The organism is Streptomyces sp. NPDC102274, assembly GCF_044766385.1.
Taxonomy (GTDB): domain Bacteria; phylum Actinomycetota; class Actinomycetes; order Streptomycetales; family Streptomycetaceae; genus Streptomyces.
The window spans coordinates 81,860-98,167 of sequence record NZ_JBIWLW010000024.1; the positions used below are offsets into that span (position 1 = coordinate 81,860).

General features: G+C 71.1%; 13 protein-coding genes. 4 read left to right on the forward strand and 9 right to left on the reverse strand.

From position 1 onward, the window contains the following. Positions 1–25 precede the first annotated feature (25 nt). Together ACIRQP_RS28150 and ACIRQP_RS28155 are read right to left on the reverse strand one after the other, a co-directional pair. The gene (locus ACIRQP_RS28150; RefSeq protein ID WP_403894297.1) at positions 26–1,939 is read right to left on the reverse strand and encodes an IucA/IucC family protein; all 1,914 of its coding nucleotides are present in this window, start codon (positions 1,937–1,939) and stop codon (positions 26–28) included. Between the two features lie 37 nt (positions 1,940–1,976). Next, the gene (locus tag ACIRQP_RS28155) at positions 1,977–3,335 is read right to left on the reverse strand and encodes a diaminobutyrate--2-oxoglutarate transaminase family protein (protein WP_403894300.1); all 1,359 of its coding nucleotides are present in this window, start codon (positions 3,333–3,335) and stop codon (positions 1,977–1,979) included. Between the two features lie 314 nt (positions 3,336–3,649). On the opposite strand from ACIRQP_RS28155, the gene ACIRQP_RS28160 reads away from it, so the two are divergent. Continuing rightward, positions 3,650–4,876, forward strand: a complete 1,227-nt coding sequence (locus tag ACIRQP_RS28160; RefSeq protein WP_403894303.1) for a trypsin-like serine peptidase — start codon at positions 3,650–3,652, stop codon at positions 4,874–4,876. A gap of 187 nt (positions 4,877–5,063) precedes the next feature. Next, positions 5,064–6,242, forward strand: a complete 1,179-nt coding sequence (locus tag ACIRQP_RS28165) for a trypsin-like serine peptidase (RefSeq protein ID WP_403894306.1) — start codon at positions 5,064–5,066, stop codon at positions 6,240–6,242. Positions 6,243–6,377: 135 nt separating this feature from the next. Here ACIRQP_RS28165 and hflX read toward each other — a convergent pair whose 3' ends face one another. From hflX to miaA, 6 genes are all read right to left on the reverse strand, one after another. After that, positions 6,378–7,868, reverse strand: a complete 1,491-nt coding sequence (hflX, locus tag ACIRQP_RS28170; RefSeq protein WP_403894309.1) for a GTPase HflX — start codon at positions 7,866–7,868, stop codon at positions 6,378–6,380. Between the two features lie 124 nt (positions 7,869–7,992). Continuing rightward, entirely contained in the window at positions 7,993–9,534 is a 1,542-nt protein-coding gene (locus ACIRQP_RS28175; protein WP_403894312.1) for a M1 family metallopeptidase, read from the reverse strand. A gap of 156 nt (positions 9,535–9,690) precedes the next feature. Beyond that, complete coding sequence (locus ACIRQP_RS28180) at positions 9,691–11,841, reverse strand: RelA/SpoT family protein (protein ID WP_403894315.1); 2,151 nt, start codon at positions 11,839–11,841, stop codon at positions 9,691–9,693. 137 nt (positions 11,842–11,978) lie between these two features. Beyond that, positions 11,979–12,905: a diaminopimelate epimerase gene (gene dapF, locus ACIRQP_RS28185; RefSeq protein ID WP_403894318.1), complete on the reverse strand. Its 927-nt coding sequence runs from the start codon at positions 12,903–12,905 to the stop codon at positions 11,979–11,981. A gap of 34 nt (positions 12,906–12,939) precedes the next feature. Continuing rightward, positions 12,940–13,383 (reverse strand): hypothetical protein, encoded by a 444-nt coding sequence (locus tag ACIRQP_RS28190; protein ID WP_403894412.1) that lies wholly within the window; start codon positions 13,381–13,383, stop codon positions 12,940–12,942. Between the two features lie 107 nt (positions 13,384–13,490). After that, a complete protein-coding gene (gene miaA, locus ACIRQP_RS28195; protein WP_403894321.1) occupies positions 13,491–14,429 on the reverse strand; it encodes a tRNA (adenosine(37)-N6)-dimethylallyltransferase MiaA in 939 nt (312 codons plus the stop codon). A gap of 293 nt (positions 14,430–14,722) precedes the next feature. On the opposite strand from miaA, the gene ACIRQP_RS28200 reads away from it, so the two are divergent. Further along, positions 14,723–14,884, forward strand: a complete 162-nt coding sequence (locus ACIRQP_RS28200; protein WP_403894324.1) for a gliding motility protein — start codon at positions 14,723–14,725, stop codon at positions 14,882–14,884. Between the two features lie 41 nt (positions 14,885–14,925). Further along, complete coding sequence (locus ACIRQP_RS28205; protein WP_403894327.1) at positions 14,926–15,171, forward strand: antitoxin; 246 nt, start codon at positions 14,926–14,928, stop codon at positions 15,169–15,171. A gap of 371 nt (positions 15,172–15,542) precedes the next feature. Here the strand turns inward: ACIRQP_RS28205 and ACIRQP_RS28210 are convergent, their stop codons facing one another. After that, entirely contained in the window at positions 15,543–16,277 is a 735-nt protein-coding gene (locus ACIRQP_RS28210; RefSeq protein ID WP_403894330.1) for a class III extradiol dioxygenase subunit B-like domain-containing protein, read from the reverse strand. Positions 16,278–16,308 lie beyond the last annotated feature (31 nt).

A 16,308-nucleotide genomic window follows, 5' to 3' on the forward strand; every position in this document is an offset into this window, starting at 1 on the left:
CGGCAGGGCGGACGGTTCGTACCCTTCAACGGCGAAGGGGGTTGGCGATGGTGACGTAGACGGACTGGGTGTCGACGGGGCCGACGAGTTCGTCGAGGCCGTGCAGCCGGGTGAGCATGTTGGCCTTGCAGCGGAGGGTGGGGGCCTCCAGGAGCAGCTCGGGCAGCGGTGAGCCGAGCCGTACCGCCCCGGCGAGGAACTGGCGGAAGGCGGCGATCAGGACGCGTTCATCGGCGAGGCCCTGCGCGCCGAACGCTCCGATCAGACCGAAGACGTTGTTGATGCCGAGGTAGTAGGCGAAGCGCTCGTCGGTGACCCCGTCGGAGACGAAGGTGTCGCTGGCGGCTCCGATGCCCGGCAGCCTGCGTTCCAGTTCCGCGCGGTGGGACTCGCGGAAGTAGTAGCCCTGGTTGTCGCGGTAGCGACCGCCGACGGGCCAGCCCGCGGCGTCGAGAAGGACGAGTGTGTTCTGCTGGTGCGCCTCCAGGGCGATGCCCGCCGTACCGTCCAGCCAGAGCACCGGGCGTACGACCTGGTCCAGGTAGCGCAGGAACCACTCGGCGGCCACGGCCCCGCCGGAGCGGCCGGTGCGGGCGGCGAGCGTGGAGACGATCTCGGCCAGCCGCGACCGCATGCCGGTGCGGCCGGGACAGGGGCGCACGGCGGTGAGTCCCGCGATGCAGACGGCGTCGTCCCCGGCGGTGAACGGATTGTGGCGCACCATGACGTCGAGTCCGGTCACCGCTTCGCCGTCCTCGGTGTCGACGGCGAGCCAGGCGGGGTCACGGACGATGTCGAAGCCGGGGTGGGCGGCCTGCCACTCCTTGGCGAGTCCGCCGCGCAGCAGCCGCTGGACCTCGACGCCGCGGTGCAGTTCCTTGCGGAGGTTCTCGCGGCGGGAGTTGGTGATGCGCAGCCCGAGGGAGAGCTTGAGCATGACGGGGGCGCCGGGCCGGTAGACGGTACGGATCGACGAGGTGGGGTGCCAGGGTGCGCCGTGGGGGCCCAGGTCATGGAGGAGACCGGCGTCGAGGAGGCGGGCCACGGCGGGACGGTGCCTCACCTCACGCGCCTGCCAGGGGTGGAGCGGCAGGGCGACGGAGTGTTCGGGAAGGGGGACGTCGCCGAGCAGGCGTGCCGTGAGCTTCTCGGCGGGCAGGACGCGGCCCTGCTCGGTCCAGGCGGAGTCGGTGGCGAGTACGGACCGGTCGACGGCCATCCAGTGCAGCGGGAACGAGCCGCGCGACTCCGGCGAGTAGAGCAGGGCTTCGGCCTCGGAGAGCCCTTCCCTGCTCTTGGGCGTGGGATGCAGGGGATGGCCGAGGAGGAGCGACTGTTCGGCGGTGAGGAACAGGTCGGCATCGGGCGCGGCGTCGGGGCGGCGTCGCCGGTCGGTGAGGAAGTCGGCCGTGTGGAGAAGGGAGTTGGCGACTCTGCCGACCAGTTCCCCGCCCTGGTAGCGGCCCGACTCACGGCCGAGGAGGGCGGCGACGGTGACGGCCTCGGCGGCGGGGGCGTCCCGGGGGGCGCTCTCCAGGAACGGCATCCCGAAGCGGTGCCAGCCCGTCACCGACCAGTACCGGACGGGGACGAGGAGCGCGCTGCCGCTGGCGCGGAGGGGGATCCGGAGGACATGGCCCTCGGGGCGGGGCAGATCGTTCTCCCTGACCCAGCAGCGCAGCAGATTCTCGACGGCCGCCGCGTCGGCGGCCTTCAGCGGGTCGGGGTGGTCGAGCTGGTCGGCCACCGGCACTCCGGCGAACGTCTCGGCACCGGTGGCGAGTTGGCCGTCGAATCCGCCCGTCGGCTGCCGCGGCACCGTCGTCGGCTCGGCGGTGCCGGCGGCGTGGGACCCGTCCTCCTCCCGGTCGTCTCCTCCGGGGTGGGCGGTGGGGCGGCCGGCGGCCTCGGGCACATCAGGTGCGGGGGTGGAGTTCACGGCGGGGGCTTCCTTGTGAGGGTGTCCGGGGGCAGTTCTAGGGGCCGGTTTCTTTCCGGCGGAGTGCGGCGCGTTCGGCGGCGGCCAGGGCGTCGGCGAAGCGGTCGAGGACCGCGACGGCCTGCTCGTCGGTGAGCGTGAGCGGCGGGAGCAGCCGTACGACGGCGGCCCGGCGTCCGCCCAGTTCCACGATGAGGCCGCGGCTCAGACACTCCCGCTGGACCGCTGTGGCGAGGGCCGGATCCGGCGGGGCCGGGTCGCCGGCTTCCGGGGCGACGAGTTCCACACCGATCATGAGACCACGGCCCCGTACGTCTCCGATACAGGGATGATTGGCGGCCAGCCCCTGGAGCTGCCCCATCATGCGCGCGCCGAGGATCGCGGCGCGGTCGGCGAGGTGGTTCTCCCGTACGTAGGCGAGGGTGGCCGCGCCCGCCGCCATCGCGAGCTGGTTGCCGCGGAAGGTGCCCGCGTGGGCGCCGGGCGGCCAGCAGTCGAGATCCGAGTGGTAGACGATCACGGCCAGCGGGAGGGAGCCGCCGATGGCCTTGGACATCACCATCACATCGGGGGTGATCCCGCTGTGCTCCACGGCCCAGAAGGTGCCGGTCCTGCCGACCCCGGTCTGCACCTCGTCGGCGATGAGCGGGATGGAGCGGTCCGCGGTGATCTCGCGCATCCTGCGCAGCCAGCTGTCGGGGGCGGGGATCACCCCGCCCTCGCCCTGCACCGGTTCGAGGATCATTCCGGCGGGGGCGGGCAGGCCGCCCTTGGGGTCGTCGAGGAGGTTCTCGGTCCAGCGGGCGGCGAGTTCGGCGCCGCGCTCCCCGCCGATGCCGAACGGGCAGCGGTACTCGTACGGATAGGGCAGCCGGGTCACCCGTACGTCCTCGGCTCCTCCGGAGGCGGCGAGGGCTCCGGCCGTCATCCCGTGGTACGCGCCGGTGAAGGCGAGGAGCCCGCCCCGGCCGGTGGCGGTACGGACGAGCTTGAGCGCGGCCTCGACGGCGTCGGTGCCCGCGGGTCCGCAGAACTGCACCCGGGCGTTCTCGGCGAACCGTGGTGGCAGAGTGGCGAACAGCTCGGTGGTGAAAGCGTCCTTGACGGGTGTGGCGAGATCGAGGACATGGAGCGGGGCCCCGGAGTCGAGGACCTTCCTGATCGCGTCGAGGACGACAGGATGGTTGTGCCCCAGAGCGAGCGTGCCCGCGCCGGAGAGGCAGTCCAAGTACCGCCGCCCGTCGGCGCCTTCGATGGTCAGTCCCCGTGCGCGCACGGGCACGATGGGCAGGGACCTCGCATAGGTGCGGGCCGCCGATTCCCGTAAGGACTGCCGCCGGAGAATGCCCTCGTGGGCGACGGTCGGTGCCGCTGGAGGGGGTTCGGTCACGGCCACGGCTGTCGGTCCTCCCATTGTCACACTTCATGTCACAGTCGGTCGTCTGTCAGTACGGCGCTCGCCCGCCGAATGTTCGACGGTGGACGCCGACTTGAGACGGGGCGCCCGCCCCGTACGTACAAACGACGGGAAGTGCCCGGGATCACGGGCAGTCGAAAGATCCTTGGTACGCGGAACCGCGGCCCTGCCGCGCACCGTCCCCTTCGGCACCGGCATAGTGGGGGGCCGTCGTCCCGGCTCCGGCACCGCGGCCGGGGCGCGCCTTTTGTTTCATCGTTCCGAATTGCCCGAAGTACCAGGGGGATCACGCCATGCGACCCATTCGCCCCACACTCGCCGGACGCCGTGGAAGGAGCCCACGGCGCAGAACCTCCCCCGTCCTCGCCGCGGCCGCGATGGCCGCGGCGCTCGCGTTGACGGCCACGGCCTGCGGACCGGAGGAGGACACCGCCACCGGTCGGGCGAGCGACGCCGCCACCGCCTCGTCCGACGGCAAGATCCAGATACCCGACGAGCTCAAGGACCGGCTCAAGGAGCGCGGGTTCGATCTGGACAAGTGGAGGAACGGCGAGTGGAAGAACTGGGACAAGGACACCTGGCTGCGTGAGGCCAAGGACTACATCAACCCGATCATCGAGGGCCTCTGGGACCCCGACCGGATGCGAGACGCGGAGAAGCCGCCGGAGAAGCCCGTCGACGATCAGGACATCTCCGGCGACGAGGGCGTGACCGACCCGACTCCGGAGCCGGTCACCGCGCAGGCGGTGACCGCGCCGTACCGCGAGAACGCCGCCGAGGCGGGCAAGTTGTTCTTCGACGGCCCCGAGGGCTCGATGGTCTGCTCCGCGACCGTGGTCGAGGACCCGGCCCACCCCGGCAAGTCCAACCTGGTGTGGACCGCGGGCCATTGCGTGCACGCGGGCAAGACCGGCGGCTGGTACCGCAACCTCGCCTTCGTCCCGTCGTACAACAACAGCGGTCTGTCGATGGCCGATCTGGAGACGGCCCCCAAGGAGCAGATCGCTCCGGAGGGCGTGTGGTGGGCCGACTGGGCGCAGACCTCCGAGCAGTGGATCTCGCAGGGCGCCTCGACCGGCGGTCAGGGCGCTCCGTACGACTTCGCGGTCATCCATGTCACTCCGGAGAAGGGCGGCACCGGCAAGTCCCTGGAGGAGACGGTCGGTGCGGCGCTGCCCGTGGAGTTCAACGCTCCGGCCACCCCGCAGATCGACGCTATGACGGCGACCGGCTACCCGGCGGCGCCGCCGTACGACGGCCAGCAGCTCTTCCAGTGCGAGGACAAGCCGGGCCGGCTGTCGCTGACGGCCGATGACCCGACGATGTACCGGGTCGGCTGCACGATGACCGGTGGCGCGTCCGGTGGCGGCTGGGTCGCGAACGGCGCGGACGGCAAGCCCGCCCTGGTGTCCAACACCTCCATCGGTCCGGTCACGGCGGGTTGGCTCGCCGGACCGCGTCTTGGTGACGTCGCCAAGGGCGTCTACGACGGCGTCAGCAAGAAGTTCGCCGGTCAGTGACGCGCGGGCCCGTCCCGGGCCCGGCGGTTACGAGGTCATCGGGGGTCTTCGGCACAACGGCCGAGGGCCCCCGCTGGAAGGTCCCCGCCGGGAACCACACGCCTCGACATGACACGCCCATGCCAACCTCTTCACGTACACACGCTTTTCGTATGCACGCTTTCGTATTCTCAGGGGGACTTGTCTCATGCGATCCATACGTCCACTGCTGGCCGCCACAGGCATGGCCGCGATCCTCGCGCTGACAGCCACCGGCTGCGGACCGGAGGACGACGGAGCGGCCGGACCCGCCGTCTCCAGCCCCGCCACCGGCCCCGCCGACGGCCAGGACGGCGCGGAAATCGCCGCCGACCTGGCCGAAGCGCTCAAGAAGCATGGCGTGGACCCGGAGAAGTGGAAGAACGGCGAGTGGAAGAACTGGGACAAGGACACCTGGCTGCGCGAGGCCAAGGACTTCGTCAACCCGGTGATCGAGGGCATGTGGAAGCCCGAGCGGATGAAGAGCGCCAAGTCACCGACGAAGACACTCGCGGCCGGTGACCTCTCCGGCGACCAGGGGGTCACCGACCCGGAGCCCCGCCCGGTCCAGGCCGAAGCGGAGAAGACCCCGTACCACCAGAACGCGGCGCCGGTCGGCAAGGTCTTCTTCGACGCTCCCGAGGGCTCGATGGTCTGCTCCGCGACCGTGATCAAGGACCCGAAGAACCCCGGCAAGTCCAACCTGGTGTGGACAGCGGGCCACTGCGTCCACGCGGGCCGGGAGGGCGGCTGGTACCGCAACCTCGCCTTCGTCCCCGCCTACAACGACCTGGGCAAGTCCGCTGCCGCCCTGGAGAACGCCCAGCCGCAGGAGATCGCCCCGTACGGCGTCTACTGGGCCGACTGGGTCTCCACCTCCGGTGAGTGGATCGGTGAAGGCGGCCCGACCGGTGGCGCGGGCGCCGCGTACGACTACGCCGTGATGCACGTCAAGCCGGAGAACGGCGGCACGTCACTGGAAGAGACCGTGGGCGTCGCCCTGGACGTCGACTTCGATCTTCCCGAGGCGGCCTCCGTGGAGGGCATGGGAGCCTGGGGCTACCCGGCGGCTCCGCCCTACGACGGCCTGATCATGCACAAGTGCCTCGACAAGCCCGGCCGGCTCTCGGTCTCCCCCGGTACGCCGACGATGTGGCGGATCGGCTGCACGATGACCGGCGGTTCCTCGGGCGGCGGCTGGTTCGCGACGCAGCCGGGCGGCAGGCTCGTGCTGGTCTCCAACACCTCCATCGGCCCGGTCACTTCGGGCTGGCTGGCGGGCCCGAGGCTCGGCGCGGGCGCCGAGGAGATCTACACCGCCATGAGCGACAAGTTCGCCGGCCGGTAGCAGCCGGCAGCGGCGCGGACAGCCGCCGTACGCACGAAGGCCCGCCCTCTTCTCACGGAGGGGGCGGGCCTTCGTCCTGTTCGGGCCGCAGTCCGCGCGGGCCTTTCGCCTTGCGCGGACTGCGAGGGCCTACGGTCAGCCGGCCACCGGTACATACGGGGCGAGCGCGGCGGCCAGCTCCTCATGGACACGCGCCTTGAGCACCGTGCCTTCCGGCGTGTGCTCCTCGGAGAGCACCTCACCCTCGGCATGAATCCGGGAGACCAGCCCGCCCTCGGTGTACGGGAGAAGCACCTCGACCTCGACCTCGGGCCGGGGCAGCTCCTCGTCGATGAGCATGAGCAGCTCGCCGATCCCCTGGCCGGTACGCGCCGAGACGGCGATCGCGTACCGCTCCGCGCGCAGCAGCCGCTGGAGCACCAGCGGATCGGCCGCGTCGGCCTTGTTGATCACCACGATCTCGCGTACGTCCACCGCGCCCACATCGCGGATCACCTCGCGCACGGCGGCCAACTGCTCCTCCGGCGCGGGGTGCGAACCGTCCACCACATGCACGATCAGATCGGAGTCACCGACCTCTTCCATCGTGGAGCGGAACGCCTCGACGAGGTGATGCGGCAGATGCCGGACGAATCCGACGGTGTCGGCCAGGGTGTAGATCCGGCCACTCGGGGTCTCGGCCCGGCGCACGGTCGGGTCGAGGGTGGCGAACAGCGCGTTCTCCACCAGCACGCCCGCGCCGGTGAGCCGGTTGAGCAGCGAGGACTTGCCCGCGTTGGTGTATCCGGCGATCGCGACCGACGGCACCTTGTTGCGCCGCCGCTCCTGCCGCTTGATCTCGCGGCCGGTCTTCATCGCCGCGATCTCCCGGCGCATCTTCGCCATCTTCTCGCGGATACGCCGCCGGTCCGTCTCGATCTTGGTCTCACCGGGACCGCGGGTGGCCATGCCGCCACCGCCGCCGCCACCCATCTGACGGGACAGCGACTGACCCCAGCCGCGCAGTCGCGGCAGCATGTACTGCATCTGCGCCAGGGCGACCTGCGCCTTGCCCTCACGGGACTTGGCGTGCTGGGCGAAGATGTCCAGGATCAGGGCCGTACGGTCGACGACCTTGACCTTGACGACATCTTCGAGATGGATCAGCTGGCCGGGGCTCAGCTCACCGTCGCAGACGACGGTGTCGGCGCCGCTCTCCAGCACGATGTCCCGCAGCTCCTGAGCCTTGCCGGAGCCGATGTACGTGGCCGGATCGGGCTTGTCACGGCGCTGGATCACACCGTCGAGCACGAGCGCACCCGCCGTCTCGGCGAGCGCCGCCAGCTCCGCGAGCGAGTTCTCGGCGTCCCGCACGGTCCCCGAGGTCCATACGCCGACCAGCACCACGCGCTCCAGGCGCAACTGCCGGTACTCGACCTCGGTGACGTCTTCCAGCTCGGTGGAGAGGCCCACCACGCGCCGTAGCGCGGCGCGCTCGGAGCGGTCGAACTGATCGCCGTCCCGGTCTCCGTCGATCTCTTGGCTCCAGGCGACGTCCTCTTCCATCAGGGCATCGGCCCGAAGGCTTTCGGTGCGGGAGTCCGCGAAGCGTTGCGCGTCCTGGGAAGGGGAGGAAGAGGAGGTCATTGGATCCTTACGTCGAAGAGAAATCCGATACATCAGTCACAACGCGTGACGACGGGAAATGATTCCCGGCCGCGTCGCCGACCCTTCGATGGTGGCACGGTTCGGTCCGGCCGTCACCCGGGTTTCACGCCCCGTTCCCGTGCGGTGACCCGATGCCGTGCGGTGACCCGATGCCGTGGGGCGCCCGGTCCGGTGCGGCGTACCGGTTCCGCGGGACGTTCTGGTTCTTGGCCGGTGCTTCGGAGCGCCAGTCGGGGTGGCCGGGCATCGGCGGGGTCTTCTGCCGGTACAGCCACGCCGTGAAGAACGCGGACAGATCACGCCCCGCGACGGACGACGCCAGCTCGGTGAAGTCCGCCGTGGTCGCCGTTCCGTCCCCGTGGATCCGTACCCAGTCCCGCTCCAGGCGCGTGAAGGCCGCCTCGCCGATCTCGTGCCGCAGTGCGTAGAGCACCAGAGCGCTTCCGTCGTACATCACCGGCCGGAACAGGCTGATCGGCTGCCCCTCGACCGGCGGCATCGGGTTCGCCGGGGGGCCGCCCGCCGCCCGCCAGCCGTTGGACTGCCGGTACGCCTCCCGCATCCGGGTCTCCATCGACTGCCCGGCGTGCTCCTGCGCGTAGCGCATCTCGTACCAGGTGGCGTGCCCCTCGTTCAGCCAGAGGTCGGACCACCTGCGCGGGGAGACGCTGTCGCCGAACCACTGGTGGGCCAGCTCATGGACCATGACCGAGTCGACGTACCACTCCGGGTATCCGGGCTGGGTGAACAGGGAGCGCTCGAAGAGCGAGAGGGTCTGTGTCTCCAGTTCGAAGCCGGTGTCGGCGCCCGCGACCAGCACCCCGTAGTTCTCGAAGGGGTACGGCCCGACCTGCCGCTCCATCCAGCCGATCTGGCCCGGTGTCTTCTTCAGCCAGGGCTCCAGCTTCTTGCGGTCCGCGGCCGGCACCACGTCCCGTACGGGCAGTCCGCCGGGCCCCTGACGACGCAACACGGCCGAGTCACCGATGGAGACCTGGGCCAGTTCGGTGGCCATGGGGTGGTGGGTGCGGTAGGTCCAGATGGTGTTCGCGCCCCGGCGTGCCTTTTCTTCCTGTACGCCGTTGGCCACGGCCGTCAGCCGCTCGGGCGCGGTGATCCGGATGGTGAAGTAGGCCTTGTCCGCGGGGTGGTCGTTGCCGGGGAAGACGCGGTGGGCGGCGTCGGCCTGGTTGGTCATCGCCAGTCCGTCGGTGGTCCGTACCCAGCCGCCGCGCTTGCCCGCGGGGTCGCTGGTGTGGCCGACGGTGATCCGCATCCGCACGCCTTCCTCGACCGGCGCGGCCGGGGTGATCACCAGATCCTCGCCGGCCGTCGCGAAGCGCGCCGCCGCGCCGTTCACCTCGACCGAACGGACCTTTCCGTGAGTGAAGTCGAGGTTGATCCGTTCCAGCCGCTGGGTCGTCAGCGCGTCGATCTTGGTGACGGTCTCCAGCGGCTTGCGGTTGTCGCCGCCGTAGGTGAAGTCGAGGTCGTAGGTGAGCACGTCGTAGCCGGGGTTGCCGAGCTGCGGGAAGAGCGGATCGCCGATGCCGAGCGGCTCGGGGGCGGGCAGGGTCGCGGCGACGAGAGTGACCGAGGCGGCGGCCAGCAGGGCGGCGCGCAGTCGGCGGTTGGTGAGGAGCATGCCCCACGGCTACCAGCGCCTCCCCGGCGCACCGCGACGGCGCGCTCCGCACCCACCCGAAAGGGGCAGGTCAGAGCGCGCGCACGGGCCGGATGCCGATCGGCACGCGGTTGACGAACAGCGGCGCGCGGTTGACGGCCACACCCGGCGGAGCGATCAGGCCGTCGCCGGATGCTGGGCGCGGCTGACGTCGTACACCCCCGGCACGTCGCGCATCGCCCGCATCAGACCGGGCAGGCCCGCCGCGTCCGGCAGCTCCAGCGTGTACGTGTGCCGTACGCGCTGCTCGCTGGGCGGCTCGACGGTGGCCGCGACGATCGCGGCGCCCGCCGTGGCGATGGCTTCCGTGAGATCGGCGAGCAGCCGTGGACGTCCGAAGGACTCGGCGTACAGCGTGACCCGGCACTCTGGCGCGTCCCCCCAGCTCACCGCGACGGGGGCGCGGTCGAGGGCCCGCATCCGTTCCACCGCCCGGCACTCCTGCCGGTGGACGGTGACCACGCCGCCGCGGACCGCGAAGCCGGTGACGGCGTCCGGCGGTACGGGCGTGCAGCAGCCCGCCAGCCGGACCGTCGCGCCCGGCAGGTCCACCATCGCGTTGGCGACGTCCCGTCGGCCCGCGCTGACGGCGAGGGCGGCGCGGGGCGCGGCGGCGGGGAGTCCGACCGTTTCCGGGTGTTCCGCGAGCCATCCCGTGATCGCGATCCGGGCGGCGGCGGTACGGGCGTGGCTCAGCCACTCCGGGGAGGGCCCCGAGACCGCGTCCCTGTCCAGCAGCAGCTGGACCGTGTCGCCGTCGCTCAGGACCGTACTGAGCGTCGCCAGCCGGCCGTTGACGCGCGCCCCGAGGCAGCCGTGCGCGGCCTCGCCGTACTGCGCGTACGCGGCGTCCACGCAGGTCGCTCCGGCCGGGAGCCCGAGCATGCCGCCCTCGGCGCGGAAGACGGTGATCTCCCGGTCCTGAGCGAGGTCCGCGCGGAGCGTCGTCCAGAAGGTGTCCGGGTCGGGCGCCGCCTGCTGCCACTCCAGGAGCCGGGAGAGCCAGCCGGGCCTGGTCGGGTCGGCGCGCTCACCGTCCTGCGGCTCCTTGGCGGACTCCGGCGCGGTACCGGCCGGGGCGGCGCTCCCGGCGCCGGATCCCGCGCCGTCCGACGTTCCCGCGCTCTCGACGGACGCGTACGGATTACCGAGGGCGACGACCCCGGCCTCGGCGACCTTGTGCATCTGGTGCGTCCGGATGAGGACTTCGGCGACCGCGCCGTCGGGCCCCGCGACCGCGGTGTGCAGCGACTGGTACAGGTTGAACTTGGGCGCGGCGATGAAGTCCTTGAACTCGGAGATGACCGGGGTGAAACAGGTGTGCAGCTCGCCCAGGACCGCGTAGCAGTCGGCGTCCTCACCGACGAGCACCAGCAGCCGGCCGAAGTCCGTACCGCGCAGCTCGCCGCGTTTCAGCCCGGACCGGTGCACGGAGACGAAGTGCCGCGGCCGTACGAGGACTTCGGCGGCGATGCCCGCTTCGCGCAGCACCCTCCTGACGTCCTCGGAGATCGCCGCGAGAGCGTCCCCCGCGGTGGCGTTGTCGGCGATCAGGGCACGGGTGTACGCGTACTCCTCGGGATGGAGGATCGCGAAGACCAGATCTTCCAGCTCGGTCTTGAGTGCTTGCACACCGAGGCGTTCGGCGAGCGGGATGAGGACGTCCCGGGTGACCTTGGCGATCCGGGCCTGCTTCTCGGGGCGCATCACACCGAGGGTCCGCATGTTGTGCAGCCGGTCCGCAAGCTTGATCGACATCACTCGGACATCGTTGCCAGTGGCCACGAGCATCTTGCGGAAGGTCTCGGGCTCAGCGGCGGCGCCGTAGTCGACCTTCTCCAGTTTGGTGACTCCGTCGACCAGATAGCAGACCTCGTCACCGAACTCCGCGCGCACCTGGTCGAGCGTCACTTCGGTGTCCTCCACGGTGTCGTGGAGGAGAGAGGCCGTCAACGTCGTGGTCTCGGCGCCCAGTTCGGCGAGGATCAGGGTCACGGCCAGCGGATGCGTGATGTACGGCTCGCCGCTCTTGCGGAACTGCCCGCGATGCGAGGCCTCGGCGAGGACATACGCCTTGTGCAGCACGCCGAGGTCCGCGTCCGGATGGTGTGCGCGGTGGGCGTCCGCGACATGGCCCATGGCGTCGGGCAGCCTGTCCCTGGAGGTGGGACCGAGTAACGCGGCCCGGCCGATTCTGCGCAGGTCGATCCGGGGAAGGCCGCGTCTGCGACTGACCTGGGCACCAGGGTTGGTCGCCTCTGCACTCATGGGGCACCTCCGGCAGCTTCTACCGGCGGTGAAGAGCAAGGGCGCCCTCCGGGCCGGTGCTTGATGCTACCGAGCCCACCACGTGGAGCAGTCCCGCTCTCGCCCGGCGTGAAACGGATCACCCATTCGAGCGAGCTTCAGGGCGTGTTGCGAAAGACCGTTTCGAGCCAGGCCGGATCGAGGTTCCCCTCCGCGACGATGACGGCGGGTCCGGTCATCTCGATCTCGCCGTCCGGGTGCTCCGTGATGACGAGCCGTCCGCCGGGCAGATCCACGGTGTAGGCGACGGGGACTCCGGTCACCGCGGGGTCGGTGCCGTCCCTGCGGGCCGCGGCGACGGCCACGGCGCAGGCGCCCGTACCGCACGAGCGGGTCTCGCCCGAGCCGCGCTCGTGGACGCGCATGGCGACATGGCGCGGGCCGCGGTCGACGACGAATTCGACGTTCACGCCGTCCGGGTAGACGGACGCGGGGCTGACCGGCGGCGCGGAGTACAGATTCCCGGCGTGCGCCAGCTCCTCCACGAAGGTGACCGCGTGCGGATTGCCCATGTTGACGTTCCGCGCGGGCCACTCCCGGCCGCCGACAGCCACGGTCACCCCGTCGTCGGGGAGCACGGCACGCCCCATACGGACCGTGATGTCGCCGTCCTCGGTGCCGGTCGCGCGGACCGCTCTCTTGGCGAGATGCGCCCGCTTCACCCCACCGCGCGTGGCCACCGCCAGATCGCCCGCCGTCACATGTCCGGCGCGCTGGAGATAGCGGGCGAAGACCCGCACACCGTTGCCGCACATCTCGGCGACGGATCCGTCGGCGTTGCGGTAGTCCATGAACCACTCCGCCTCGCCGGCCATGGCACGCGCCTCGGGGTGCGCGGCCGACCGTACGACATGCAGCAGCCCGTCGCCGCCGATACCGGCCCTGCGGTCGCACAGGGCGGCGACGACGCGGGAAGGCAGGTCGATGGTGTTGTCCGGGTCGGGGACGATCACGAAGTCGTTCTCGGTCCCGTGTCCCTTGAGGAAGGCGACCGGCGCGGTCGGCGAGGTGCTCACGTGATCCATCGTACGAGCAGGGTCCGACATCGCCACCACGCGGTCAGCGCAGCCGGGCGACCCGCCAGATGGCGAGGGCGACCAGGGCCGCGGCCACGGAGAGGTACAGGGCGATGACCCGCCAGTCGGGGCGCTCGCCGGAGGCGCGGGTCGGCAGGCCCGGCCAGGTGTGGCCGACCCTGCGGGCGGCCATCATGCCCCAGCCCGCCGCGCAGCAGCTGATCAGCAGCCCCAGCATGGCGACGACCGCGCCACCGTCCCCCGTGCCGAAGGCGAGAGGGAAGGCGAACATCAGCGAGCCGATCGCGGCGAGCCCCACGATCGGGGCCAGCTGCCAGATCCGCATCCGGCGCTGGGGACGCAGCTCGACCTCGACCTCCGGGGTCGTGGTCTCGTCCTCCGGCTCCGGCCCGTCGGGGCTCAGCCCCGGGGAAGCTTCCGGGATGTCCGGTGCCGTGGGTTCTCTGTCGCGAGGGCCGGCCTCCATCGCCACGCGCCCTCCCCAATCGGACTTCACTGGTCGATCGATGCTCGATGATGGCACGCCCGGAGGTACCGCAAGGGCGCACGGAGCGTCCCGATGCCATCACGTGATCAGGCTGTGACCGCTCGTTCGACCAACGCCAGCGCCCGGTGCGGCAGTTCCTCCCGGTGCTCCGATCCGCCGCCCAGCCAGTGGACCCGCGCGTCGCGGCGGAACCAGGAGTCCTGGCGGCGCGCGAAGCGTTTGGTGGCGCGTACGGTCTCGGCGCGCGCCTCGTCGTCGGTGCACTCCCCCGCGAGCGCCGCGAGTACCTGCTGGTACCCGAGCGCGCGCGAGGCGGTACGTCCCTCGCGCAGGCCCTGGGCCTCCAGGACCCGCACCTCGTCCACCAGCCCCGCCGCCCACATCCGGTCCACGCGCTGGGTGATCCGCGCGTCCAGCTCGGGGCGGGCGACGTCGACGCCGATCTGCACGGTGTCGTAGACCGAGTCATGGCCCGGCAGATTGGCGGTGAAGGGCCTGCCGGTGATCTCGATCACCTCCAGCGCCCGGACGATACGACGGCCGTTGCTGGGCAGGATCGCGCGGCCGGCCCGGGGATCGGCGGCGGACAGCCTGGCGTGCAGGGCGCCTGATCCGCGCAGGGTCAGCTCGCTCTCCAGCCGGGAGCGCACCTCGGGGTCGGTGCCGGGAAATTCGAGGGCGTCGATGGCACCGCGTACGTACAGTCCGGAGCCGCCCACCAGGACGGGGGTACGGCCCGCGGCGAGCAGCCGGTCGATCTCCGCCCGCGCCAGCCTCTGGTACTCGGCGACGCTGGCGGCCTCGGTGACCTCCCAGATGTCCAGGAGGTGATGCGGGATGCCGGCACGTTCCTCGGCCGTCAGCTTGGCGGTCCCGATATCCATCCCCCGGTAGAGCTGCATGGAGTCGGCATTGACGACCTCACCGTCGAGTTGCCGGGCGAGATGAACGCCCAGATCGGACTTGCCGGCCGCGGTGGGACCGACGACGGCGATGACCCGCGGTGCGGTAGCTGCGCTTCTCACTGCCCCAGTCTCGCAAACACACAGGCTGCTACCCGAACGAGTTACGTGACGGCACACGGTCGGCTTCGTTGCCTGTTGCGAGGTTCCGGCCGCCGGTTTTCCGGCCGGTGCCCCTGGGCGGCGCGATGGAACGCTCCGGGCGGCGCGGAATTTCGCCCTCACGAGTAACGTATGGAGAAGATATGGGTGTTTTTTCACGGTTTCGCCGGAAGTCGGTACCCACATCCGAGGCGTCAACCGCAGAGGCACCGGCCACCACTCCGACGGCCGGTCCCGCCGCGGACAGCGTTGTCGTGGCGGCGGAGTCCGAATCCGGGGAGACCGGAGCGGCGACGGCCCAGCCTGCGAAGAGTGCCGGGCCCGAGACGGCGGCGGCCGAGGGTGTGGAGATCCCGAAGCAGCAGTCGGCGGAGGCCGCGGCGGACAATGAGGCCGGAAAGAGCACCCGCAAGTAGGCTGCAAGTAGGCTGTTGTCTCCTCCGAGGGAAGGTGGCCCATGAGCTTCCTGGATTCATTGAAGGCCAAGATCGGCCCTGCCAAGAACAAGGTCGCTGACCTCGCGCAGCAGCACGGGGGCAAGATCGAGCACGGGCTGGAGAAGGCCGCCCGCACGGTCGATCAGAAGACCAAGGGCAAGTACAGCGACAAGATCGACAGCGGGACGGGCAAAGCCAAGGACGCCCTGGGCAAGCTCGCTCACAAGGATGACGGCACCACCCCGCCGCCACCGCCCGCTTCCTGATCCTCTCCTATTCTGTCCTGATCCTCGGACAGAATTTCTGTCCTGATCCTCGACAGAGAGTGGCCGGGAAACACCGGCAGGGACGGCCGCGAGGCGCTTCACAGCGCTTCGCGGCCGTCGCCTTTTGCACCCCGAACCAGGCCGTCTGTCATGGCCGGCTCATGGCCCGCTCGTGCCGGGAGAGGGCAATACACCTAGGGCGTGTCTGACAAATCCCTCCTGGCTCACGGCGTCTGGCACGCGCGCTCGCTGCGTTGTCGGGCCCGTCCACGTAGCTCCGCTACGAGGACGACCCTCCGCCTTGCGATCGCACGCACCAGACGCCGTGAGCCCCGCCCTCCGGGCGGACGGCGCTATTTATCAGACACGCCCTAGGACCAGGCCGCGACGAGATATCCCACGCCGTAGGGCGCGTCCTCGTACAGCAGCTCGCCGCCCAGGCCGGCCTCTTCGGCGGCGCCCGCGAGCACCTGCCAGGGCGCCCGGCCCGCCGCCTTGAGTTCGTACGCCAGCTCCGCGTCCACCGCCTTCAGCGCCGTCACGTCCGCTGTGCCCAGGGCCCTGGCGGCCTCCTCGTCGAATCCGGCCGCCCGTTCGTCCAGATAGCCCGGCGCCTTCAGGGAGCGGCACGCACTGGCGTCGCCCATCACCAGCAGCGCCAGCCGACCGTCCCGCGCCGCGATCTCCCGTCCCGTCCGCAGGCACCGCTCGGTGTCGAGAGGTTCCCCCACGCCCAGTCCGCTGACGGGAGCGGCGGCCCAATGGGCATGTTCGAGCAGCCAGGCCGCGACCGCCAGGGACGCGGGCAGCTCACGCCCAGGGCTTTCACCGGTCCCGCCCTCCGCCGCGGCCGGGCCCGCGCCGAGTACGACATCGAGGTCCACGCCGAAGCCGCGGAAGGACCCGGCGGTCCCCGGAGGGTGCTCCCCGCAGCGCTCCCGCTCGGCGGGCCCGACGACGATCAACAGCTCCGGCCTGGCGGCCGCCAGCACCCCGAGGGCATCGGCACACGCGGCGCGCGCGGCATCGAGCTCGGGGGCGGCTCCGGCGGCCACGGCGGGTACGAGCAGGGGCGGGCTGGGACACACTGCGGCGGCTACGAGCATGATCCGCAGCCTAGGCGAGTAAGTCCGAAGG